This window comes from Streptomyces sp. G-G2 (genome assembly GCF_030063135.1).
Taxonomy (GTDB): Bacteria; Actinomycetota; Actinomycetes; order Streptomycetales; family Streptomycetaceae; genus Streptomyces.
In genome coordinates, this window is sequence record NZ_JASISO010000034.1 from 15509 (window position 1) to 36758 (window position 21250).

The 21250-nt window shown below is 71.0% G+C and carries 23 protein-coding genes; 9 read left to right on the plus strand and 14 right to left on the minus strand.

From position 1 onward, the window contains the following. Positions 1-86 precede the first annotated feature (86 nt). From ispF to QMF80_RS25050, 3 genes are all read right to left on the minus strand, one after another. A complete protein-coding gene (ispF, locus tag QMF80_RS25040) occupies positions 87-599 on the minus strand; it encodes a 2-C-methyl-D-erythritol 2,4-cyclodiphosphate synthase (RefSeq protein WP_283456912.1) in 513 nt (170 codons plus the stop codon). Next, a complete protein-coding gene (gene ispD, locus QMF80_RS25045; protein ID WP_283456914.1) occupies positions 589-1335 on the minus strand; it encodes a 2-C-methyl-D-erythritol 4-phosphate cytidylyltransferase in 747 nt (248 codons plus the stop codon). The genes ispF and ispD overlap by 11 nt, the downstream gene beginning before the upstream one ends. A gap of 345 nt (positions 1336-1680) precedes the next feature. Continuing rightward, a complete protein-coding gene (locus tag QMF80_RS25050; RefSeq protein ID WP_206960214.1) occupies positions 1681-2163 on the minus strand; it encodes a CarD family transcriptional regulator in 483 nt (160 codons plus the stop codon). 628 nt (positions 2164-2791) lie between these two features. Between QMF80_RS25050 and QMF80_RS25055 the strand changes: the two genes are divergently transcribed. After that, positions 2792-3475 carry a copper chaperone PCu(A)C domain-containing protein gene (locus QMF80_RS25055; RefSeq protein ID WP_283456919.1) on the plus strand — a complete coding sequence of 228 codons (684 nt, stop codon included), beginning with the start codon at positions 2792-2794 and terminating at the stop codon, positions 3473-3475. Between the two features lie 152 nt (positions 3476-3627). On the opposite strand, the gene phoP is transcribed toward QMF80_RS25055, so the two are convergent. After that, positions 3628-4299, minus strand: a complete 672-nt coding sequence (gene phoP / locus QMF80_RS25060) for a two-component system response regulator PhoP (protein WP_502962912.1) — start codon at positions 4297-4299, stop codon at positions 3628-3630. 5 nt (positions 4300-4304) lie between these two features. After that, the gene (gene phoR / locus QMF80_RS25065; protein WP_283456922.1) at positions 4305-5543 is read right to left on the minus strand and encodes a two-component system sensor histidine kinase PhoR; all 1239 of its coding nucleotides are present in this window, start codon (positions 5541-5543) and stop codon (positions 4305-4307) included. A 267-nt stretch (positions 5544-5810) separates the two neighbouring features. Here phoR and phoU point away from each other — a divergent pair, with 267 nt between their 5' ends. Both phoU and QMF80_RS25075 read left to right on the plus strand, forming a co-directional pair. Next, positions 5811-6488 carry a phosphate signaling complex protein PhoU gene (gene phoU / locus QMF80_RS25070; protein WP_283456924.1) on the plus strand — a complete coding sequence of 226 codons (678 nt, stop codon included), beginning with the start codon at positions 5811-5813 and terminating at the stop codon, positions 6486-6488. A gap of 192 nt (positions 6489-6680) precedes the next feature. Beyond that, positions 6681-6827, plus strand: a complete 147-nt coding sequence (locus tag QMF80_RS25075; protein ID WP_283456926.1) for a hypothetical protein — start codon at positions 6681-6683, stop codon at positions 6825-6827. 75 nt (positions 6828-6902) lie between these two features. Here QMF80_RS25075 and QMF80_RS25080 read toward each other — a convergent pair whose 3' ends face one another. Continuing rightward, positions 6903-7664 (minus strand): phosphoglyceromutase, encoded by a 762-nt coding sequence (locus tag QMF80_RS25080; protein WP_283456928.1) that lies wholly within the window; start codon positions 7662-7664, stop codon positions 6903-6905. 162 nt (positions 7665-7826) lie between these two features. Between QMF80_RS25080 and QMF80_RS25085 the strand changes: the two genes are divergently transcribed. Next, a complete protein-coding gene (locus QMF80_RS25085; protein ID WP_283456930.1) occupies positions 7827-9107 on the plus strand; it encodes an MDR family MFS transporter in 1281 nt (426 codons plus the stop codon). 100 nt (positions 9108-9207) lie between these two features. On the opposite strand, the gene QMF80_RS25090 is transcribed toward QMF80_RS25085, so the two are convergent. Together QMF80_RS25090 and mshA are read right to left on the minus strand one after the other, a co-directional pair. Then, entirely contained in the window at positions 9208-9720 is a 513-nt protein-coding gene (locus tag QMF80_RS25090; RefSeq protein ID WP_283456932.1) for a type III secretion system chaperone family protein, read from the minus strand. After that, positions 9713-11083 (minus strand): D-inositol-3-phosphate glycosyltransferase, encoded by a 1371-nt coding sequence (mshA, locus tag QMF80_RS25095; RefSeq protein ID WP_283456934.1) that lies wholly within the window; start codon positions 11081-11083, stop codon positions 9713-9715. Before mshA ends, QMF80_RS25090 begins: the two co-directional genes overlap by 8 nt. Positions 11084-11322: 239 nt before the next feature. Here mshA and QMF80_RS25100 point away from each other — a divergent pair, with 239 nt between their 5' ends. The 3 genes from QMF80_RS25100 to QMF80_RS25110 all read left to right on the plus strand — a co-directional run bounded on the left by QMF80_RS25100 (position 11323) and on the right by QMF80_RS25110 (position 15338). Further along, the gene (locus QMF80_RS25100) at positions 11323-12132 is read left to right on the plus strand and encodes a class I SAM-dependent methyltransferase (RefSeq protein ID WP_283456936.1); all 810 of its coding nucleotides are present in this window, start codon (positions 11323-11325) and stop codon (positions 12130-12132) included. Between the two features lie 263 nt (positions 12133-12395). Next, entirely contained in the window at positions 12396-13499 is a 1104-nt protein-coding gene (locus QMF80_RS25105) for a C40 family peptidase (RefSeq protein ID WP_283456939.1), read from the plus strand. 525 nt (positions 13500-14024) lie between these two features. Continuing rightward, on the plus strand, positions 14025-15338 hold the full coding sequence (locus tag QMF80_RS25110; RefSeq protein WP_283456941.1) for a PP2C family protein-serine/threonine phosphatase: 1314 nt from the start codon (positions 14025-14027) through the stop codon (positions 15336-15338). Between the two features lie 129 nt (positions 15339-15467). Here QMF80_RS25110 and QMF80_RS25115 read toward each other — a convergent pair whose 3' ends face one another. From QMF80_RS25115 to QMF80_RS25125, 3 genes are all read right to left on the minus strand, one after another. Next, positions 15468-15806 (minus strand): DUF2516 family protein, encoded by a 339-nt coding sequence (locus tag QMF80_RS25115; protein WP_283456943.1) that lies wholly within the window; start codon positions 15804-15806, stop codon positions 15468-15470. Between the two features lie 161 nt (positions 15807-15967). Then, positions 15968-16549, minus strand: a complete 582-nt coding sequence (locus QMF80_RS25120) for a hypothetical protein (RefSeq protein WP_283456946.1) — start codon at positions 16547-16549, stop codon at positions 15968-15970. A 60-nt stretch (positions 16550-16609) separates the two neighbouring features. Next, positions 16610-17062, minus strand: coding sequence for a helix-turn-helix domain-containing protein (locus QMF80_RS25125; RefSeq protein WP_283456948.1), 453 nt, complete (start codon positions 17060-17062; stop codon positions 16610-16612). A 216-nt stretch (positions 17063-17278) separates the two neighbouring features. Here QMF80_RS25125 and QMF80_RS25130 point away from each other — a divergent pair, with 216 nt between their 5' ends. Both QMF80_RS25130 and QMF80_RS25135 read left to right on the plus strand, forming a co-directional pair. Beyond that, entirely contained in the window at positions 17279-17776 is a 498-nt protein-coding gene (locus QMF80_RS25130) for a GNAT family N-acetyltransferase (protein WP_283456950.1), read from the plus strand. 372 nt (positions 17777-18148) lie between these two features. Continuing rightward, a complete protein-coding gene (locus QMF80_RS25135) occupies positions 18149-18730 on the plus strand; it encodes a DUF6368 family protein (RefSeq protein ID WP_283456953.1) in 582 nt (193 codons plus the stop codon). A gap of 29 nt (positions 18731-18759) precedes the next feature. Here the strand turns inward: QMF80_RS25135 and QMF80_RS25140 are convergent, their stop codons facing one another. Genes QMF80_RS25140 through QMF80_RS25150 form a run of 3 tightly spaced genes read right to left on the minus strand, consistent with a single transcriptional unit; the run spans position 18760 to position 21250 of the window. Next, positions 18760-19995, minus strand: coding sequence for a TniQ family protein (locus QMF80_RS25140; RefSeq protein ID WP_283456955.1), 1236 nt, complete (start codon positions 19993-19995; stop codon positions 18760-18762). 10 nt (positions 19996-20005) lie between these two features. Beyond that, positions 20006-20923 (minus strand): AAA family ATPase, encoded by a 918-nt coding sequence (locus QMF80_RS25145; protein WP_283456957.1) that lies wholly within the window; start codon positions 20921-20923, stop codon positions 20006-20008. Between the two features lie 42 nt (positions 20924-20965). Continuing rightward, positions 20966-21250, minus strand: a complete 285-nt coding sequence (locus QMF80_RS25150) for a hypothetical protein (RefSeq protein WP_283456958.1) — start codon at positions 21248-21250, stop codon at positions 20966-20968.

The following is a 21250-nucleotide window of genomic DNA, read 5'->3' on the forward strand; positions in this document are numbered from 1 at the left end:
CGCGGCAGTGCCCCGCGACCCTTTCGGGGGCGCGGGTCGGCTTTGTTGCCGAAGCGGTGCCGTGCGGGGCGCTCGTACGGCCGTCCTCAGGCCCCGCTCGTGCGGTACACGAGCGCCGTGGCGATCGCGGCGAGGCCCTCGGCGCGGCCGGTGAGACCGAGGCCGTCGGTGGTGGTGCCGGAAACGGAGACGGGGGCTCCGGCCGCGGCGGCCAGGGTCTTCTGCGCTTCGTCGCGCCGCTTGCCGATCTTCGGGCGTACGCCGATGACCTGCACGGCGATGTTGCCGATCTCGAAGCCCTCGGCGCGGACGATCCGGGCGGCCTCGGCCAGGAGGGTGACGCCGGAGGCGCCGGACCACTCCGGGCGGGAGGTGCCGAAGTGTGCGCCGAGGTCGCCGACGCCCGCCGCGGAGAAGAGGGCGTCGCAGGCGGCGTGGGCGGCGACATCGCCGTCGGAGTGCCCGGCGAGGCCGTCCTCGCCCTCCCAGAAGAGGCCCGCGCACCACAGTTCGCGGCCGGCCTCGAAGGCGTGGACGTCGGTGCCGATGCCGGTCCGCGGGATCAGGAGCGCGGGGGCCGGGTGCGGGCTAGTAGGCATCGGTGGCCCTCCTGCGGGCGAGTACGGCCTCGGCGAGGACCAGGTCGAGGGGGCGGGTCACCTTGAAGGCCTCTTCGTGGCCGGGGATGAGTACGACGGGCACCCCGAGCTTTTCCACCATTGCGGCGTCGTCGGTGGCGCCCTCGCCCTTGACGGCGAGGCTGTCGTGGGCGCGGAGCAGGGTGGCCAGGTCGAAGCCCTGCGGGGTCTGCACGGCGCGCAGCCGGGCCCGCTCGGGGGTGGCGACGACGGGCTCGGGCTCGCCCGGCTTGCCGGGTTCGACTTCCTTGACGGTGTCGGTCAGCGGCATGGCGGGGACCACGGCGGGCGCACCGTCGCGGACGGCTTCGATGACGGCGTCGACGGTGTCCACGGGGACCAGGGGGCGGGCCGCGTCGTGGACGAGTACGGAGGTGATGGTGTCCGGGAGGGCGGCCAGGCCGGCCCGTACGGACTCCTGGCGGGTCTCCCCGCCGGGGACGACCAGGAAGTCGGTGCGCTCGGGCAGCGCGTGCTCGTCGAGGAGGTGGCGGACCTCGGCGGCGCCCTCGGGCGGGGCGACGACGACCACGAGCGAGACGGCGCGGGAGCGGGCCATGGCGCGTACGGCGTGGATCAGCATGGGGACGCCGCCCAGGGAACGCAGGGCCTTGGGGGCGCCCGGGCCCAGCCGGGTGCCGCGGCCTGCCGCGGGGATCACCGCGGCGGTGCGGTGGGGGCGCGTTTCGTCATACATCGGTGGTGGCTCCGGGTTTGTGGCTTCGGCCGACGTGGGTATGGCCAGAAGCGTGCCGGGTGCGATGCCCTCGCCCCTTCCGTGACGACCGGTCGAGCCGGCTGCCCGGACCCGGCACGCCACTGCGCCGCGCGCGGGCGCAGGAGTGGTGCGGCAGAGGTGGTTCGGCTGGGTACGGCGGGTGCGTTCGCGCGCTTGCCTGTGCGCTCGTCCGCGCGCTCGTCTGTGGGGATCTCGTCTGTGGGGATACAGACATGCCACAGCGCCCGGCGACAGTCCTCTCGGCGAGCGAGAGGGCCGTCATCGGGCGCCGCGGCACGACTGCTGTGTGGACGGTTCGTCGCGTCAGGACGCGAGAACCTCGTCGAGGAGGGCCTCGGCCTTGTCCTCGTTGGTGTTCTCGGCGAGCGCGAGCTCGCTCACCAGGATCTGGCGCGCCTTCGCGAGCATGCGCTTCTCGCCCGCGGAGAGCCCGCGCTCACGCTCACGACGCCACAGGTCACGTACGACTTCCGCGACCTTGATGACATCGCCAGAGGCGAGCTTTTCCAGATTTGCCTTGTAGCGACGGGACCAGTTCGTCGGCTCTTCGGCGAACGGTGCACGAAGCACCTCGAAGACCCGGTCCAGCCCTTCCTGGCCGACCACATCGCGGACGCCCACGAACTCCGCGTTGTCCGCAGGGACGCGAACCGTCAGGTCACCCTGGGCGACCTTGAGCACCAAGTAGGTCTTGTCCACGCCTTTGATCTGGCGAGTTTCGATAGCCTCGATCAGCGCGGCCCCGTGATGGGGATAGACCACGGTGTCGCCAACCTTGAACGTCATGTGACAGGTACCCCTTCCGTGGCTATCCAGGGTAACACGAGAACCGACTGTTATGAATGGCGTTTTCGCAGGTCAGGGCCTATCTCGGGGCTTGACAACAGCGACTCGAACGTGCTGCGGAAGGGTTCCGGAAGGGGGTATTCGCAGGTCGGAGCCGCTGCGCGGACGAGCGGAATCGACCAAGCTACACCCGAGACACGACTCGCCCGACGTGACGTACGTCCCGTTTTGACCGTTTCGGAGTGGCGAAACCGAAGTACTCCGTTCGACTGGTGGGGCGAGTCTGTAGCGGGTTCCGGCCCAATCCTGAATTGATCACGAGGGCCTGTTCGAGGGAATCCCGGAATTGATCACTCATGCGGGCGCCGCGCGATATGCCGGCCTCTGATCAACCGCGACCGGTTACACGATCGGGCCGACCGGTTCAGGGTGGCCCGCCCCCTGCGGAGGGTCGGGTGCGGGGGCGGGGCGGCGGCTCGGTAACCTAAGCCCGCTGACACACACTTAGGGCGGCTTTACCAGCGCCCGAGCGCGTGCGCGTTCCATCGTCTTCACCTGCCGCACCCGCCTCACCCGCTCCACCGCCTGACCGTCCCTCCGTCCGTACGTCCTAGGAGATGCCGCCGCCGTGAGCCGCAGCCTTCGACGCGGCGCTCTCGCCGCCTCCGCCATCGCGTTCTCGATTGCCTCGCTCGCCGCATGCGGCGCGGGCAACGACGCACAGACGCTCGCCATCACGCCGGACAACGCCTTCGTGACCAAGGGCGACATCAAGGTCCAGAACGCGCTGGTCATCACCCAGGGCGCCAAGGACGCGAAGGGCCCCGCCGTCGTCTCGGCGACGGTCTTCAACGGCGGCGCCAAGCCGCAGACCCTCGACGCCGTCACCCTTGCGGGTGCCAAGGGCAAGATCACGCTCAAGGACGCCACGGGCGCCGCGAAGGTCACCGTGCCCGCGCACGGCTCCGTCGTGCTCGGCGGCAAGGGCAACGCCACCGCCGTCATCGAGGGCGGCCGCCAGGCCGTCAAGGACGGCGACTCGCAGAAGATCGTGTTCCAGCTCAGCCAGGCCGGTGACGTCGAGCTGGCGGCCTCCGTCGTCCCCGCCACCGGCTACTACGCGGGCTTCGGCCCGACCGAGGCCCCCGCCGCGGGCCCCACGCCGTCCGTCGGCGCCTCGCCCTCCCCCTCGGGTCCCGGGGGCGCGACCACCTCGGGTTCGCCGTCCTCGACCGCCCCCGGCTCCGTCTCCGGCAGCCCGACGGCCCCGGCGGCCCCGGCGGCCTCGGCGTCGCACAGCGCGGGTCACTGACGCCCGTACGCGCACACAGCGAAGGAGGGCCTCCCCCGATCCCGGGGGGAGGCCCTCCTTCTGCGTACGGACCGGCGGCTTACCGACCGGCGTACGGACCCGCTGAGGGGCCCGCTCGCAGGCCCGCTGAGGGGCCCGTGTACGGATCCGGTTTACGGCTCGAACTTGTAGCCGAGGCCGCGCACCGTGACCAGGTACCGCGGCGCGCCCGGGTCGGGCTCGATCTTGGCGCGCAGGCGCTTGACGTGGACGTCGAGGGTCTTGGTGTCCCCCACGTAGTCCGCGCCCCACACCCGGTCGATCAGCTGCATGCGGGTCAGTACGCGGCCCGCGTTGCGCAGCAGCATCTCCAGGAGGTCGAACTCCTTGAGCGGGAGGTCGACCTTGGCACCGGCGACGGTGACCACGTGGCGGTCCACGTCCATGCGGACCGGGCCCGCCTCCAGGGCCGCCGGGGCGACCTCTTCCGGCTCGCCGCGGCGGCGCAGGACCGCGCGGATGCGGGCGACCAGTTCGCGCGAGGAGAAGGGCTTGGTCACGTAGTCGTCGGCTCCTATCTCCAGCCCGACCACCTTGTCGATCTCACTGTCCTTGGCGGTGACCATGATCACCGGCACGTTGGAGCGGCCGCGCAGCTGGCGGCAGACCTCGGTGCCGGGCAGGCCCGGGAGCATCAGGTCGAGGAGGACGAGGTCGGCGCCGTTGCGCTCGAACTCATCCAGCCCGTCGGGCCCGGTCGCGGCGATCGCGACCTCGAAGCCCTCCTTGCGGAGCATGTAGGACAGGGCGTCGCTGAAGGATTCCTCATCCTCGACGACGAGCACTCGGGTCACGGAAGGACCTCCGGGGCAGGGATGGCTGGTTCGGTCTGGAGCACGGGTCGGGCGGATGCGGGGGCGGCCGCGTCTGCGGGTACGGCGGCTTCGGGAAGCCGCAGGGTGAATGTGGAGCCCTGGCCCTCCGAGCTCCACACCGCGACCTCCCCGCCGTGCGAGGCGGCCACGTGCTTCACGATCGCGAGGCCGAGGCCGGTGCCTCCCGTGGCACGGGAGCGGGCCGGGTCCACGCGGTAGAAGCGCTCGAAGATGCGCTCACGGTCCTTTTCCGGGATGCCGATGCCCTGGTCGGTCACGGCTATCTCGATCAAGTCTCCACCCGGCGCGTTCACCCGGCGCGCGGCGATGCCGACGCGGGTGCGGGCGGGGCTGTAGTTCACGGCGTTCTCGACCAGGTTTCCGAGGGCCGCGGCGAGCTGCCCCCGGTTTCCCCAGATCCGCAGGTCAGCGGTACCGCCGACGGCCATGGTGATCTGCTTCGAGGAGGCCGTGTGGCGGCAGCGGTCGATGGCCTCGGCGACCAGGGTGTCGGCCCGGACCGGCTCGGCGTCCTCCAGCGGGTCGTCGTTCTGGACCCGGGAGAGGTCGATCAGCTCCTGGACGAGGTTGATCAGCCGGGTGGCCTCGATCTGCATGCGGCCCGCGAAGCGGGTGACCGCCTCGGGGTCGTCGGCCGCGTCCATGACGGCTTCGGACAGCAGGGAGATCGCGCCGACGGGGGTCTTCAGCTCGTGCGAGACGTTGGCGACGAAGTCACGGCGGACCGCTTCGATCCGGCGGGCCTCCGTGAGGTCCTCGACCAGCAGCAGGACCAGCCGGGAGCCGAGCGGCGCGACCCGCGCCGAGACGGCGAGGGCCTCGCCGCGGCCGGTGCCGCGGCGCGGGAGGTCCAGTTCGATCTGGCGTATCTCCCCGTCGCGGCGGGTGTCGCGGGCCATGTGGAGCATGGGCTCCACGGCGAGTTTGCCGCCGCGGACCAGGCCGAGGGCGTACGCCGCGGAGCTGGCCTTGACCACCGCGTCACCCTCGTCCAGTACGACGGCGGAGGAGCGGAGTACGGAGAGGACGGTGTCCACTCCGGGCGGGAGTACCGCATTGATGTCGGGGCGCATGGAGCTCCGGGTGGGGCGGGCTTGGTCGCGCTCGCTCCAGCGGAACGCCAGCATGGCGATCACACCGGTGCACAACCCGGCGATCGCTGCAGCTGCGGCGACCGCCGCGTTCACGTCCATGTGTCCAGGTTAAGCAGGTACGACGAGAGTTCCACAGCCGTTCGGGTGGCACCTCGAACAGTCGTCGCCCAGAGTTCACCCTGGCGACGGGGTTGATTCACTTGTGGTGCCGGAGTCGGACGCGTTTACGGCTCAACCTGTCACCGTGGGGCGAGACGCCCCGGCCCCCGGCGCCCCCGGCGCCCCTGGCCACGAGGCAGGACGGGAACGACGTAACCACGGGCCCGACGTACACACGGGGCACGACGCAAGAGAGGGACACCCACCATGCGGGACGCGTACCACGAGGAACTGGACTCGATCGGAGAAGGCCTGGTCGAGATGGCCCGGCTCGTCGGTTCCGCGATCGGCCGGGCCACCACCGCCATGCTCGACGCCGATCTCAAGCTCGCCGAGAGCGTCATCGCCGCCGACCAGAAGGTGGACGACCTCCAGCACGACCTGGAGGCCCGCGCCATCGCGCTGCTGGCCCGCCAGCAGCCCGTGGCCACCGACCTGCGCATCGTGGTGACCTCGCTGCGCATGAGCGCGGACCTGGAGCGCTCCGGCGACCTGGCCCAGCACGTGGCCAAGCTCGCCCGCCTGCGCTTCCCGGACACGGCGGTCCCGCGCGACCTGCACGCGACCATCCTGGAAATGGGTCAGCTGGCGCAGCGCCTGATGGCGAAGGCCGCCGAGGTCATCATCACGAAGGACGTCGACCTCGCGCTCCAGCTGGAGCAGGACGACGACGAGATGGACCAGCTGCACCGGACGCTGTTCCAGCACCTGATGGACGACCGCTGGAAGCACGGCATCGAGACGGCGGTCGACGTGACGCTGCTGGGCCGCTACTACGAGCGGTTCGCGGACCACGCGGTATCGGTGGCGAAGCGCGTCGTCTACCTGGTGACGGGCGAGCACGCGGACGAGCTCCAGCCGCCGACGGCGGTCGAGGGCGCCTAACCGCGCGCCTGACGGGGCGTCACGGGCGCGTCACGGGCGCGTGTCGGGGCGCTTGCCGAGGGCGGGGCGGGTGCGGGGCGGGTGCGGGCCGGCCACATGCCGGCCTTGCCCCAATGCGCCGTTGACGCGCCCGCGCGGCTGGGCATGAATGAGGCAAAGGCAGTACGACCGGTACGCCTGCGAGGAGGAACCATGTCCGATTCCCCCGTCCCCATCACGCCCGAGCAGGAGCACCAGCCGCCGGAGGCCCTGCGCCTCCCCCTGCTCGCGGCCTGCGGCTGCGGCTCGGGCTGCGGCTGCGGCTGCCAGTCCGGCGCCCCGTGCCAGTGCGGCGGCTGACCCGACGCCAGTCACGACACGGGCCCCCTGCCCGCCGGAAACCGGCGGGCAGGGGGCCCGTTTCGCGGCTCGGGGCTACTTCTTCTTGCCCTGGTTCTTGACGGCTTCGATCGCGGCCGCGGCGGCGTCCGGGTCGAGGTAGGTGCCGCCCGGGTTCAGGGGCTTGAACTCCGCGTCCAGTTCGTAGGCGAGCGGGATGCCGGTCGGGATGTTCAGGCCCGCGATGTCCGCGTCGGAGACGCCGTCGAGGTGCTTGACGAGCGCGCGCAGGGAGTTGCCGTGGGCGGCGACCAGGACGGTGCGGCCGGTCAGCAGGTCCGGGACGATCGCGTCGTACCAGTACGGCAGCATGCGGACGACGACGTCCTTCAGGCACTCCGTACGGGGGCGCAGCTCCGGCGGGATGGAGGCGTAGCGCGGGTCCCCGGACTGCGAGAACTCGGTGCCGTCCTCAAGGGCGGGCGGCGGGGTGTCGTACGAGCGGCGCCACAGCATGAACTGCTCCTCGCCGAACTCGGCGAGGGTCTGGGCCTTGTCCTTGCCCTGGAGGGCGCCGTAGTGGCGCTCGTTCAGGCGCCAGGAGCGGTGGACCGGGATCCAGTGGCGGTCGGCTGCCTCGAGCGCCATCTGCGCGGTGCGGATCGCGCGCTTCTGGAGCGAGGTGTGCACGACGTCGGGGAGCAGGCCGGCGTCCTTGAGCAGCTCACCGCCGCGGACCGCCTCCTTCTCGCCCTTCTCGTTGAGATTGACGTCCACCCAGCCGGTGAACAGGTTCTTCGCGTTCCACTCGCTCTCGCCGTGACGGAGGAGGATCAGCTTGTACGGTGCGTCGGCCATGCGTACGAGCCTAATGGACGCCGAATGTCCCGCGCGCGTCGGCGGCGCCCCGCGGGGGACGGTCCCCAATTGACGTGCCGCGTCAATCGAGTGGCGTCCGAGCGCCTCCAGTCGTAACGTGCGGTTCGCAGCCGCACCACTTACATCGCCAGGGGGATCCGTATGTCCGTTGACAGGATGAGGGGGGCCGCGCGCGCCAGCGTGTCGGGTCTGCCGCGCGAGTTCTGGTGGCTGTGGACCAGCACCCTGGTGAACCGGCTCGGGGCTTTCGTCGCCACATTCATGACCTTGTACCTGACGCTGGAGCGGGGCTACTCGGCGTCGTTCGCGGGGCTCGTGGTGGCGTTGCACGGGCTCGGCGGGGTGGTGTCCTCGCTGGTCGCCGGGGTGATGACGGACCGGCTGGGGCGGCGGCCGACGCTGATGGCCGCCCAGGTCTCGACGGCCTTCTCGGTCGCCCTGCTCGGCTTCATGCAGCACCCGGCGGCGATCGCGGCCGTGGCCCTGCTCGTCGGCATGACCTCGAACGCCTCCCGCCCGGCGGTGCAGGCGATGATGGCCGACATCGTGAAGCCCGAGGACCGGGTGCGGGCCTTCGCGCTGAACTACTGGGCGATCAACCTCGGGTTCGCGGTGTCGGCGACGGCCGCCGGTTTCATCGCCGAGTACAGCTACCTCGTGGGCTTCCTCGGCGAGGCCGCCCTGACCCTGGCCTGTGCGGTGCTCGTCTACGTCAAGCTGCCCGAATCGCGGCCGGACCAGGGCGCGGACGGGGCGGCGGGGGGCGGCGAGCCGGAGATCGGGATGGGGACCGTACTGCGTGACAGGCGCTTCATGGGGGTCGTCGGGCTGTCGTTCCTCATCTCGCTGATCTTCATGCAGGGCTCGTTCGGGCTGCCGCTGTCGATGGGCGCGGCGGGTTTCGCGCCGGGTGAGTACGGGATGGTGATCGCCCTCAACGGGGTGCTGATCGTGCTGCTGCAGATCCCGGTGACCCGGCTGATCGAGCACCGTGATCCGCAGAAGCTGCTGGTGGCCTCGGCGTTGCTGGCCGGGTACGGGTTCGGGATGACCGCGTTCGGCGGTTCGCTCGGGGTGATCGCGCTGACCGTCTGCGTCTGGACGGTGGCCGAGATCATCAACTCGCCCACCCAGATGGGTCTGGTGGCCCGGCTGTCCCCGACCCACGGCCGCGGCCGCTACCAGGGCATGTACACGATGTCGTGGGCGGTTGCCTCGCTGATCGCGCCGCTGTCGGCGGGCTTCGTCATCGACGAGTTCGGCGCGGGCTGGCTGTGGGGGGCGATGGCGGTGCTGGGTTCGCTGGCGGGCCTCGGTTACTGGCTGCTGATGCGGAACCTGCCGCAGGCGCCCGCGCCCGAGGTTCCTGAGGTCGTGGTGGCGCCCGGGGTGGCGGCGCCGGAGGTCACTCCGGCCGCGTAGGAACGTACGGCGCGCACGGCTCGTACAGCCCGCACGGCCCCTACGGCGCGCACGCCCGCACGGGCCGTGCACGCCGTACGGCCCGAACCGCCCGCACCGGCTACTCCGTCGGGCCCCGCGGCCCCGGGCGATCCGTCAGGTGCTTGAAGGCGTCGAGGTTGCGGGTGGACTCGCCTCGCGAGACCCGCCACGCGTACTCCTTGCGGATGGCGCTCGCGAAGCCCAGCTCCAGCAGGGTGTTGAACGCGCCGTCGGCGCCTTCGAGCACCGCCCCGAGTACGCGGTCCAGCTCCTGCGGGGTCACCACGGCGAGCGGCAGCCGCGCCGTCAGGTAGACGTCGCCGAGGCGGTCGACGGCGTAGGCCATCCCGTAGAGCTTGAGGTTGCGCTCCAGCAGCCAGCGGTGCACGGCCGGTTCGTTCTCGTCGGGGTGGCGGATGACGAACGCGTTCACCGACAGGGAGTGCTTGCCCACTTTGAGGGAGCAGGTGGTCGACAGCTTGCGGGTGCCGGGCAGCGTGACGACGTACGAGCCCGGCCCGGGGTTCTCCCACTCCAGTCCGGCGTCGTCCAGCGTGCTCTCGATGATGTCGGTCGCGGCGGTCTCAGCCATGGTGGGAGCGTACGCGACGCCGATGATCATGCATCGCCGCCGTGTACACGTCGGCGGTGCCGCTCGCGGCCGTGTCCCAGCCGAAGAACCGCGCGTGGCGGGCCGCCTCGTGCCCCATCCGGTCGGTCAGGGCCGGGTCGTCGACGAAGCGGCGCAGTTCGCGCGCGTAGTCGACGGGGTCGTGACCGGGTACGAGGATGCCGGTGACCCCGTCGTTGACGGCGACCGGGAGGCCGCCGACGGCGGCGGCGAGGACCGGGGTGCCGGTGGCCTGGGCCTCCAGGGCGACCAGTCCGAAGGACTCGTTGTAGGAGGGCATGACCAGGACGGACGCGGCCCGGAACCAGTCGGCGAGCTGGTCCTGGCGGACCGGCGGGTGGAAGTGGACCAGGTCGGTGATCCCGAGGCGGGCGGCGAGCTTCTGCAGGCCCTCGGGCTTGGCGAGGCCGCTGCCGCTGGGGCCGCCGACGACGGGCACGACGAGCCTGCGGCGCATGGTGGGGTCGCGGTCGACCAGCTCGGCGACGGCGCGCAGCAGGATGTCGGGGGCCTTGAGGGGCTGGATGCGGCCCGCGAAGAGCGGGATGACGGCGTCCTGCGGCAGCCCGAGGCGGGCGCGGGCGGCGGCGCGGCCGTCGCCGACGGTGAAGCGGTCGAGGTTCACCCCGGGGTGTACGACGGCCACCTTGCCGGGGTCGGCCTCGTAGTGGCGGACCAGCTCGTCGGCCTCCTCGGCGGTGTTGGCGATGAGGCGGTCGGCGGCGGCCACGATCTGGGTCTCGCCGATGACGCGGGCGGCGGGCTCGGGGGTGTCGCCCTCGGCGAGCGCGGCGTTCTTGACCTTGGCCATGGTGTGCATGGCGTGGACGAGGGGGACGCCCCAGCGTTCGGCGGCGAGCCAGCCGACGTGGCCGGAGAGCCAGTAGTGGGAGTGGACGAGGTCGTAGTAGCCGGGGCGGTGCCCGGCCCAGGCCTGCATGACGCCGTGGGTGAAGGCGCAGAGCTGGGCGGGCAGCTCCTCCTTGGCTAGGCCCTCGTAGGGGCCCGCGTCCACGTGGCGCACGAGTACGCCCGGGGTCAGCTCGACGACGGGGGGCAGCCCGCCGGTGGTGGCCCGGGTGAAGATCTCGACCTCTATGTTGATCGCGGCGAGGCGCTTGGCCAGCTCGACGATGTAGACGTTCATCCCGCCCGCGTCGCCCGTGCCGGGCTGGTGCAGCGGCGAGGTGTGCACGCTGAGCATGGCGACCCGGCGCGGTTTGCGGTGGCCGCCCACGGCGGGCAGGCGCAGCCGGGGCGCGTCGTGGCGGGTGCTGCGGGCGGCGGCGAGCCTGCCGCCGAGCCGGGACACGTACTGACTCAAGGAGCAGTCCTCTCGCTCGGGCTCGTACGGCACACGTTCCATGGTCGGGCATTTCCGCGCTCGGGCACCTCGGTGCGCTCGGGCCTCGGTGCGCTCGGGCATGGCGGTACGGGGCGCGGTGCGCGCCCTGCACGGGGTGCAACCCGATCGCCCCTGCCCCGCATTCCGGGGAGCGGCGAAAAATCCTGGCGGTTTACCGGATTTTTATCGAGCGAGCGCCCTCGGCTTACCCTCGGCTCATGGCCGCCCGTACTCCCCCTCCCCCCAGCCGCCCCGTGGGCTCGGTCACGCGGGGGACCACCCACCCGAACCGGCTCCGCCGGATGGACCGCTGGATCGCGGCCACGCACGGGGCCGCCCTGGGGCGGGCGCGGGCTCCGGTGGCGGTGGACCTGGGATACGGGGCCGCGCCGTGGACGGCGGTCGAGCTGCTGGCCCGGCTGCGGCCGGTGGCGCCGCGGGTGCGGGTGGTCGGGATCGAGATCGAACCGGCCCGGGTCGCGGGCGCGAAGCCGTACGAGCGCGAGGGGCTGAGCTTTCGCCGCGGTGGTTTCGAGGTGCCGCTGGACGGCGGCGAGCGGCCCGCGCTGATCCGGGCGGCGAACGTGCTGCGCCAGTACGACGAGGAACAGGTCGAGGCGGTGTGGCGGCGGCTGTGCGGGCGGCTGGCGCCGGGCGGGCTGCTGGTCGAGGGGACGTGTGACGAGATCGGGCGGCGGCACGTGTGGGTGGCGCTGGGGCCGGAGGGGGCGCGCACGGTGACCTTCGCGACCCGGCTGGGCTCCCTGGAGCGCCCCTCGGACCTGGCGGAGCGGCTGCCGAAGGCGCTGATCCACCGCAATGTGCCGGGGGAGGCGGTGCACGCGTTCCTGCGGGACTTCGACCGGGCGTGGGCGGCGGCGGCCCCGTACGCCTCGCTGGGCGCGCGGCAGCGGTGGATCCGTACGGCGCGGGCGCTGGCGGTGGACTGGCCCCTGACGGACGGGCCGAGACGGTGGCGGCAGGGGGAACTGACGGTGCGGTGGGAGGCCCTGCGCCCATTGGGGTGAGACGCGCCAGGTGGGGAACCGGGGGCGGGGGCGGCCCGTTGAGTGCTCGGAGGGTGTCGTGGGGGCGGGTCGGGCGTGGGGTGGAGGGTGTTGGAATTCGCCGAGTCGTGGCACCATCCCGAAGGCAGTGAAAAGTTACTGATGAATAGTCAGATGTGACTACGGATGTGAATGCGGATGCGGTAGCCGCGATCCGCCGCATCCCGTCGCACCTGACGGGCCGGACCCGACTCGGGATCCGGCGCGGGTGCCTGGGGGGGACCATGAGACGACACCGTGGCGCGTCCGCGCTCACTCTGCTCTGCGCGATGGCGATACTGACGGCCCCGGGCCTGGCGGGCACGGCGTACGCCGCCCCGAGCGCCCCCTCGTTCCCCTCTTCCCCTTCTTCTCCGGCTTCCCCCGGCGCTCCGGTGGCTCCCGAGCCGGGGGGCAAGTCGCTGGAGCAGGTGCACCAGGAGATAGAGGGGCTGTACCGGCAGGCGGGCACCGCCACGGACGCGTACAACCTCGCGGTGGGCGAGGCCAAGGCCCAGTCGGACAAGATCGTCGAGCTGGCGAAGCAGGTCGTGGCCGGGCAGGAGCGGATCGCCTCGCTCAAGAACCGCGCGGGCGCCGCCGCCCGGGCCCAGTACCGCTCGGGCGGACTGCCGCCGGGTGCGCAGCTGGCCCTGAGCGACAGCCCCAGCATGTTCCTGAACAGCGCCGACCGGCTGCGCCAGGCCGAGAAGGCCACCGCGGGCACGCTCTCGGAACTGGCGCGCGTCCAGGCCGACTTGCAGCAGTACGCGGCGGACGCGAGCGCGCACTGGCAGACCCTGGAGGCCAACCGGGTCAAGCAGGAGACCGCGAAGAAGGAGATCGAGCAGAAGATCAAGGCCGCGGAGGAGCTGGAGAACAAGCTCCAGGCCGAGGAGAAGGCCCGGCTGATCCAGCTGGAGCAGGAGGCGCAGTACAAGGCGCAGACGGCCTGGCTGTCGGCGGGCGCGCTCAAGGAGCTCCAGGGCACGGCGTCGGAGGCGGGGAAGAAGGCGGTCCGGTTCGCCACCGCCCAGATCGGCAAGGCGTACGGGTGGGGTGACGAGGGCCCGAACACGTACGACTGCTCGGGGCTGACCTCGCAGGCGTGGCTGGCGGCGGGCAAGCCGATCCCGCGGACCTCGCAGGAGCAGCTGCGGCTGCTGCCGAAGGTGGCCGTGAAGGACATGCGGCCGGGTGACCTGATCATCTACTTCGACGACGCGAGCCATGTCGCGATGTACATCGGCGACGGCGCGATGGTCCACGCCCCGCGTCCGGGCCGCAACATCACCATCGCGGGCGCGGGCTCCATGCCGATCAAGGCGGTCGTCCGCCCGGACGCGTAGCGGGGCGGGGGTAGTTCCGGCGGGCCGGGGGCCGGGGGCCTCCCGCGCCCCTTACGGAGCCGGGCCGGGGGCCGCCGGGCTTGGCGGGGCAGCGGAGTCCGGAGCGCCCGGTGCGGGCCGGTTCGCCCTCCGGGGGCGCCTCAATCGCCGGCGAGGCTCGGTGTGCCCGCCCAGGACCGGTCAGTCAGGCCCCCTCCCCCTTGCCAGCACCTCAGCATGCCCGGCACCCCGAAGCTGCCCGGCATTTCAGCCGGCCCGGCGCTTGAGGGCCCGCCGGAGGCGCACCCGGCCGAAGGCACCGCCAGCCCAGGCACCCCCAGCCGGAGGCGCCCCGGCACGCGCCGCGGTGCGGGCCGCAGGCCGCCGGGCGGACCGTGACGTTGGTCATCCCAGGACGGGCCATCCACTGCGATAACGGCATATGCCGGAGGCGGCCGGCGGCCACACCATTCACGCGCCGGGCGCGGACCGCTAGGGTCGGGGCGCACGAGCGCACCCTCGGGGGGAGGGAAGGAACCGGAGACGATGCCCGCATCCGTACCGCGGCAGAGGGACACCCCGCCCGCGGAGAGCGGTCAGGGCCGCCTGCCCGCCCCGCACGCCGCCGTACCGCCACAACCGGGCGGAGGCACGGCGTCATCCGCCACGCCCGCCACGACTCCGCAGGCGCTGACCCTGCTGGTCATCCAGGACGACCCCGCGGGCGGTCTCACCGTCCCCGAGATCCTCGACGCCGACGGCCACCGCATCCGGATCCGCACCGCCCGCAACCTCACCGAGGCGACGCGGCTGCTCACCCACGACGTGCACTGCATCCTGCTCGACCTGTCCCTCCCGGGCAGCGGCGGCGGGGACAACGAGCTGACCACCCTGCACCAGGTGCTCCGCATGGCCCCGCGCCACGCCGTCCTCGTGCTGACCGCCGAGGCCGACGCCGAGCGCGCCGCCGAGGCGGTGCGGGTCGGCGCCCAGGACTTCCTCTTCCGCAGCGAACTGGACGGACGCCTGTTGAGCCGCGCCATCCGGTACGCGGTGGAACGAAAACGCGCCGACATCGCCCAGTACAAGCTGGCCGAGTCCCGGCTGCGCGCCCAGGAGAACGCCCGGCTGGAGCGCGGGCTGCTGCCCCACCCCCTGCTGGAGGGCTCCGACCTGCGCTTCGCCGCCCGCTACCACGCGGGCCGCAGCCGGGCCCTGCTCGGCGGGGACTTCTACGACACCGTCCGCACCCCCGACGGCACGGTCCACGCGATGATCGGCGACGTCTGCGGCCACGGCCCCGACGAGGCCGCCCTCGGTGTGGAGCTGCGCATCGCCTGGCGCGCGCTGACCCTGGCGGGCCTGTGCGGGGACGACCTGCTCGCGACGCTCCAGGAGGTCCTGGAGGTGGAACGTCCCTGCGAGGAGATCTTCGCGACGCTCTGCACCGTGGACATCTCCCCGGACGGCCGCCGCGCGGGCCTGTGCCTGGCGGGTCATCCCGCCCCGCTCATATCCCGGCCGGGCCGCCCCGCGCGGCTCCTGCCCTACGAGGACAGCGGCCCGGCACTGGGACTGCTGCCCCGGGCCCGCTGGCCCCGCCGCCAGGTCGACCTGGGCGGCACCTGGAGCCTGATGCTCTACACCGACGGTCTGATCGAAGGCCGGATCGGCGCCGGGCGCGAACGCCTCGGCCAGGACGGCATGATCGAGATGATCAACCGCCACCTCGACGCGGGCCTGCGCGGCGAGCGGCTGCTGGAAGCGGCCGTGAGCGAGGCCCGCCGCCTCAACGGGGGCGAACTCACCGACGATGTGGCCGTCGTCCTCCTGGACCGCCTGGACCGCGCGACCGGCTGACCCGCGGGTCGACCGGGCGGCCGACCCGCTGACCCGCTGACCTACGGACCTACGGACCTACGGACCTGCTGACCTGCTGACCTGCTGACCGCTAGTCGGTCTGCGGGGCGGCCGACCGGCCGACTGCCGCTATCGCCCGCCGTTGTACGGCCCGTACGGACCGTCGCTGCTGCTGCCGCCGCTGCGCCGCCCGCCGCCCGAGACCGCCTTGAGGGCCGGCCGTACGTCGACGAAGAAGACGATGCTGGCGACCAGCCCGGCGATCTGCAGGAACAGCATCCCGAGCAGGAAGTCCACCAGGACGGTCACCCCCAGGAGCACCAGCCAGAAGGTCTTGGTCTGCTTGCCCGCGGCCCGGTACGCGTCCTCACGGGCCAGCAGCGCCAGGACGAACGCCCCGACGGCGAGCAGCAGCATGGCGTACCCCAGCAGAGGGAGCACCCCATTGTCGAAACCCTGCATCAACATCGACTCGACCGCCTTCTCGCGCGTGCTTGCGTCGGACCGCCCCCGCTCCCACGCTACCGGCTGGGCGATCCCGTGGAAGGTCAACGGACCGGGCACCCGCAAAGGTGCCCGGTCCGCCGACTGTCCGTTTCCCGATGTCCGGGCCGTTCGGCCCGGGTGACTCAGCTGGCGTCGTCGGACGCGGTGGCGGCGGCCTTCTTGGCCGTGTTCTTGCGCACCGTGGTCCGCTTCGCGGCGGGCTTCTCCTCGGCGGCGGCCTCGGGGGCCGTCTCGGGAGCGGCCTGCGCGGCGGGCGCCGGGACGGGAGCGGGGGCCTCGACCTCCGCGGCGATGTCGACGATCTCGTCGGCGACCTCCCCGCGCCATGCGCGTACGGCCTGCTCGCCGTGCTCGGCGACCTTGTCGTACGTCTCCTTGGCACGCACCGCGTACTCCGCCGCGACGCCCACCCCGCGCAGCGCCAGGTCCTGCGCGCTCTCGCCGAGCTTCTTCGGGTCCAGGGCGCCGAACACCTCGGCGACCTTCGCCGTCACCGCTTCCTGGGCCTCGCGGGCCTTCTCCTGCACGACCTTCGGGTCGGTGTTCTTCACGGCCTCGATCCGCGCCGGGGCCTCGGCCCGCAGCTGCTCGATGAGCCCGGGCACCTTGCGGGCCTGCTGGACGGCGAGGTCGGCGGTACCGGCGGCGAAGTAGAGCGGCGTCGGGTCGGTGAGGGTCTTCTTCAGGTCATCGGCGATGGCCATGTGCGGGTCCTCCCGGATCACAGGTCGGTCAGTTCGTCTGGTTCGTGGTTCGTGGTTCGTCTAGCTCGGCTGGCTCGGCTGGCTCGGCTGGCTCGGCTGGCTCGGCTGGGGCATCGTGTCGCCGTCGGCAGCGCTGCGGGCACCGTCAGGGGAACTGCCGGCGTCATCGAGCACGTTCTCCTTGCGGAACGACTCGTAGATCTGGAGCAGCACCTGCTTCTGCCGCTCGTTGATCGACGGGTCGGCGAGGATGACGGCGCGCGTCTCCACCTCGTCCCGGTCCCGTTCCTCAAGGATCCCGGCCTGCACGTACAGCGTCTCGGCGGAGATCCGCAGTGCCTTGGCGAGCTGCTGGAGGATGTCCGCGCTCGGCTTGCGCAGCCCGCGCTCGATCTGGCTGAGGTACGGGTTGGACACCCCCGCCGCCTCGGCCAGCTGCCGCAGCGAGAGCTGCGCCTGCCTCCGCTGATCACGAAGGTAGCCGCCGAGATTGCCGACGTTGAGCGATGCCATGCCCCGATCCTGCCGCACCTTGCTAGCTATTGCAAGCAGTTGCTTGCAATAGCTCCCATGGCGGGACCGCAGCCGAAGTGTGACTCGCAGCGATAACTGTCACTTCGCAGAGGTTTCTGTCACCAGCCGTCCGTAGCCGCCGAGCTTGTTGAGCCGGGACCCGATGGTTGGAACCTGGCCACGAGAGTTGGAACTGGCGGATGGCAGAATGCGGGCATGCGCTCTGACGTCACGCTTCGGCCGCTCGATGAGGATCTGCTGCGAGAGCTATTGGAGGCTGCCGTGGCCGATGCGGATCCCCGTGAGGTGATGCCGCCGGTGGCTGGACCCGCCGGATGGACAGCCGAGCGTCGTATCGCCTTCTTGGCGTTTCATCGGTCGAGGTCGCTGGCAGTCGTGCCGGTGGAGACCACCTATGCCATCGTCGTGGGGAAGACAGTGGTGGGAGCTGCACGACTGTGTCCGATGGAGGAGGCGAAGCACGCGGTCGAAGCCGGGGTGTGGATCGGACGTTCCCACCGTGGCAACGGCGTCGGCGGTGCAGTGCTTGGGCACCTCCTAGCCCTCGGACGCGCTGACGGATTCGATTCGCTGTTCGTGAGCACCAAGCCGGATAACACGGCCGTCCACCGACTTCTCGCAGCACGTGGCGTCGACCTCGTCCGTGAAGGCGACACCGTACAGGCATGGGTAGATCTCACTGCTGTCAAGTAGTAGTGATCGGGGCTTGTTTCAGCACCCGTCGGCCTTCGCCGTCCGGCTCATGCCGCCCAGGAAATCGTCTACCCCCACTGCGGCCTCAGGATCGCCGGAAACTGGTGCCAACAAGACTGACAACTCGCCGCTGGTTGCAAGAAGCGTGACCATCTGGTGCCAATAAGCGTGTCCCACGTCCCCGAGATGGCCAGTTCACCGCGCCCTACGGTTCCAACTATCGTGTCTCGGCTCACTTGTTGGAACCGGAGTACTCCAGCACTGAAATCAATCTGGGCTTGGGGTGTGGCCCAAAATGATCAGATGTCTGCCGCCACGGCCTGGTAGAACCGGGTCCGAGTGGCAGTTGGGCCACGAGGCTCTGGGGGCGTTATGTCGGGACCGGCAGTTGGACTGTGGCTATTCGAACCATGCGGGTTCGCGGACATCCTGGCCGATGTGGTCCCGTGGTTGGAGACCTTCTGCGAGCCGGTGGAGGCCAAGGCCAGCGGTGACGCGGATTTCTGGGTGCGAGACGGTTCGACCCTGGGCCTGCAGGCCTTCGACCCGGCCGGCGTCGGCGTGTTCTTCCTGTCGGAGGACGAGGAGATGCCTGCCGAGGACGAGGACTACTCGGCTTTCTCGCGACCACCAGTGCAGGGGCTGATAGCCGGTGCCGGCTGCTCGGGGCCGGTGAACCACGTGCTGCTCGGCCACCTGACGCTCGCTCTCGCCCGCCGTCTCGATGCGCTGGTCGATTTCGACGGCCTCCTGAGTGGTCACCGCACCGCGGGAGACGACACGAGCGACGAGGCAGTCCTGGCCCGGGCGAGAGCACTGGCGTCAGATCTCCCGGGGAGGCTGGCGGAGGTCTCCTATGACACCGGCGGTGGGGGCCGGTGGTTTCGACATGTCGGGGACGTGGAGTTCCTGGAAGCCTGGCTGCAACATCCCGACTTCCACTTGATCAAGTAGCGCTTCAGCCTCGATCATCGCGTCCGGGCTCACGGTGCCGGTCGCCACTCGCGGTCGCGCGCTGTCGCGTACTGGTGGATGCCCTCGATCGTGATGGGAGTCCTGTGGGTGAGGAGAAATCGCAGCGGTGGGGAGTTCCTCGGAAAGTTGCGCATCCTGTCGCCCGTGGTCTTCATGGGCCCTTGGACTTCCTGTAGGTGCGCATGGACCGGGGCGAGCGCCGTCAAGGCGCCGCTGTCGGTCCCCTTCAAGATCCGGTGGGCGATGGCGGTCGCCGCGACGTAGGCCCTGGCGTCGACAGATGGGCTGGCCAGCGCGTGGAAGTGGTGGAACTTGCCGGATCCCCCTTTCAGGCGGTCCCTGCGCTCTTCCCTCTCCAGGGCATCTTGCTCAAGGATTTCGTCGTGTTCGGCGCTGAGGGCGAGGTTCCGGGCTGCCGGCCAGGTCAGGGTGATCAGGCCAGCGACGGTGTGCAGGTCGATGAAGTACTGATTGCTGTCGATCATCCACCCGACGCTGCCCACTTCTCGGGGGCCGTCGGGGCAAAGCAATCCCATCAGGTCCTGCTGCAGTGCGAGTGCTGTCTTCAGGAAGTCCTCGCTGCAGGCAGGTGCCGGGGCTTGGTCGTGGCGGGCGCCGCAGATGGGGGCGTTGAGGCGCTCCGGTCGCCCTTCGGTGACGACACGGCATTGGTTGGGGTGAAGATCCTCGTTCTTGATCCTGGGGATGAGTGAGAAGCCCTGAACCTCCATGCCGAGGTGACCGCACTTGACACAGTTGTGGCGGAGAAGGCAGCGGTGGGCGGGGCAGGCGAAGACTGGAGGGAGCCGCCAGAGGCGTTTCCAGCTGCCTCCGTGAGCGCGCTCGATGTCGGAGTCGCCAGCCAGGCAGCTGGGGCAGAACCGTGACCAGCGCCGGAACACGTCATGGTTGCCGTGGAGGATCCGTCCCCGGGGCCGGCGTATCAGCGTTGCATCGAGCGGTCCGTAGCGGGCGCCGAACGGGGCGAGGAAGAGGTTGGCGACCTCGTCCTCACCGAGTCGGGTGGTGCGTGCGAACTCAGCTGATTGCTCCGGTGTTGGAAGATACTGCTGGCTGATGGAGAGATGTTCGGTCAGCCCGGTCCGGTGGTTGCTCAGCCCGGTGTGACGGACGATCGTTCCGGGGCTGACGTTGTTGTGGTGGGCCAGGCGGAGAAGAAGGCCGACGAGGCTTTCATCCGGGAGCGGGGCGAGGCTGCGGGGCAGAGGCCGGAGCGGAGGCATGGGGCAGCCGTCACTTTCCCGCGGCCTTGTTGTCGAAGACGGTGTTGCGGGGTTTCTGGCGGGGCTTCGGAGCGGGCTTGGCGGGGACGGCGGGGATCTCGCCGGCCTGCGGGTCTCGGTCGAGAAGGTTGCCGAGGTTGATGGTGATCTCGTCGAGGAGCGGGATGGTCAGCTCCTCCTGGCCGGTCTCCATGGCGCGGGTGCAGCCGTCCTGGACGAGTCGCCGCAGCAGACCGACGATGCCCCCGGTGCGGCGGAAGAGGTATTCGGGCATGTCGCCGTCGGTGAGCATGCCGTCCCGGGCACCGAGGAGGCGGAGTTGTTCCTCGGTGCCGGCCAGGTGCTCGATCCAGGCGTTGATCTCCTGAGGAGTGTCGTAGGTGAACGGGTCGAGGTCGACCAGGTCAAAGCGGCGTTCGGTCTGGGTGGCGGCCTGGTCGCTGCGGCCATGCCGGGCGCCGGGCAGAGTCCACTGGCCCGTGCGGGGGTCGGGCCGTCCTTCGCGCAGGAGGCCCGAGCCGGGGATGTCGACGCCGATGAGGATGACGGTGGCGTTGAAGGACATCAGGTCGCGGATGAGGTCGAGGGTGTCCTGGTCGTCCTCACGGTGCATCTTCAATCGGGTGATGTCGTCCAGGATCAGCACGGTGGTGTTGTGGTCGTGCAGGGAGGCACGGACGCCGCGGATCAGGCCGCGGAGGGTCTTGGCGTAGGGGGCGCCGTAGAAGTCGAGGATCGCCTCGCAGAGCCCCTTCGGGGTGGCCTTGACCGGGGTCTGGCAGTAGGCGACGGGGACGAACAGGTCCCGGGTCCCCTCGATCGCGTTGGGGTTGAGCTGCTGGTGGAGGTCGCGCCAGAAGTCTTCGAAGGCCGCTGCGGCCTCGCAGGCCGTCTCGGTCTTGCCCTGGTAGCCGCCCCCGCTGATCATCAGGCCGTCGCGGGTGCCGGGGGTGAAGTTCAGAGCGTTGTTCTAGATGCGGGATCTCATCAGCGTGGTGACCCGGCGGCTCATCGGGGTCTCCTGCAGACCGAGGTTGACGTGCGAGGCAGTGCGGTGCAGATCGTGCAGGGCTCGGCGGCGAGTCGGCAGGGCCCCGTATTGGTCCGGGCTCAGCCTGGGAGCCGGGATGAAGGCGCTGCGGGTCGTGCGCCAGCGCTGCCATCCCTCGAAGCTGAGCCGGTCCGGTGGCGGTCCGGCCCGCAGGAACGAGACGATGCCCGCCTCCCCATCACCGCTCGTGGCGCGGTCGTCCAT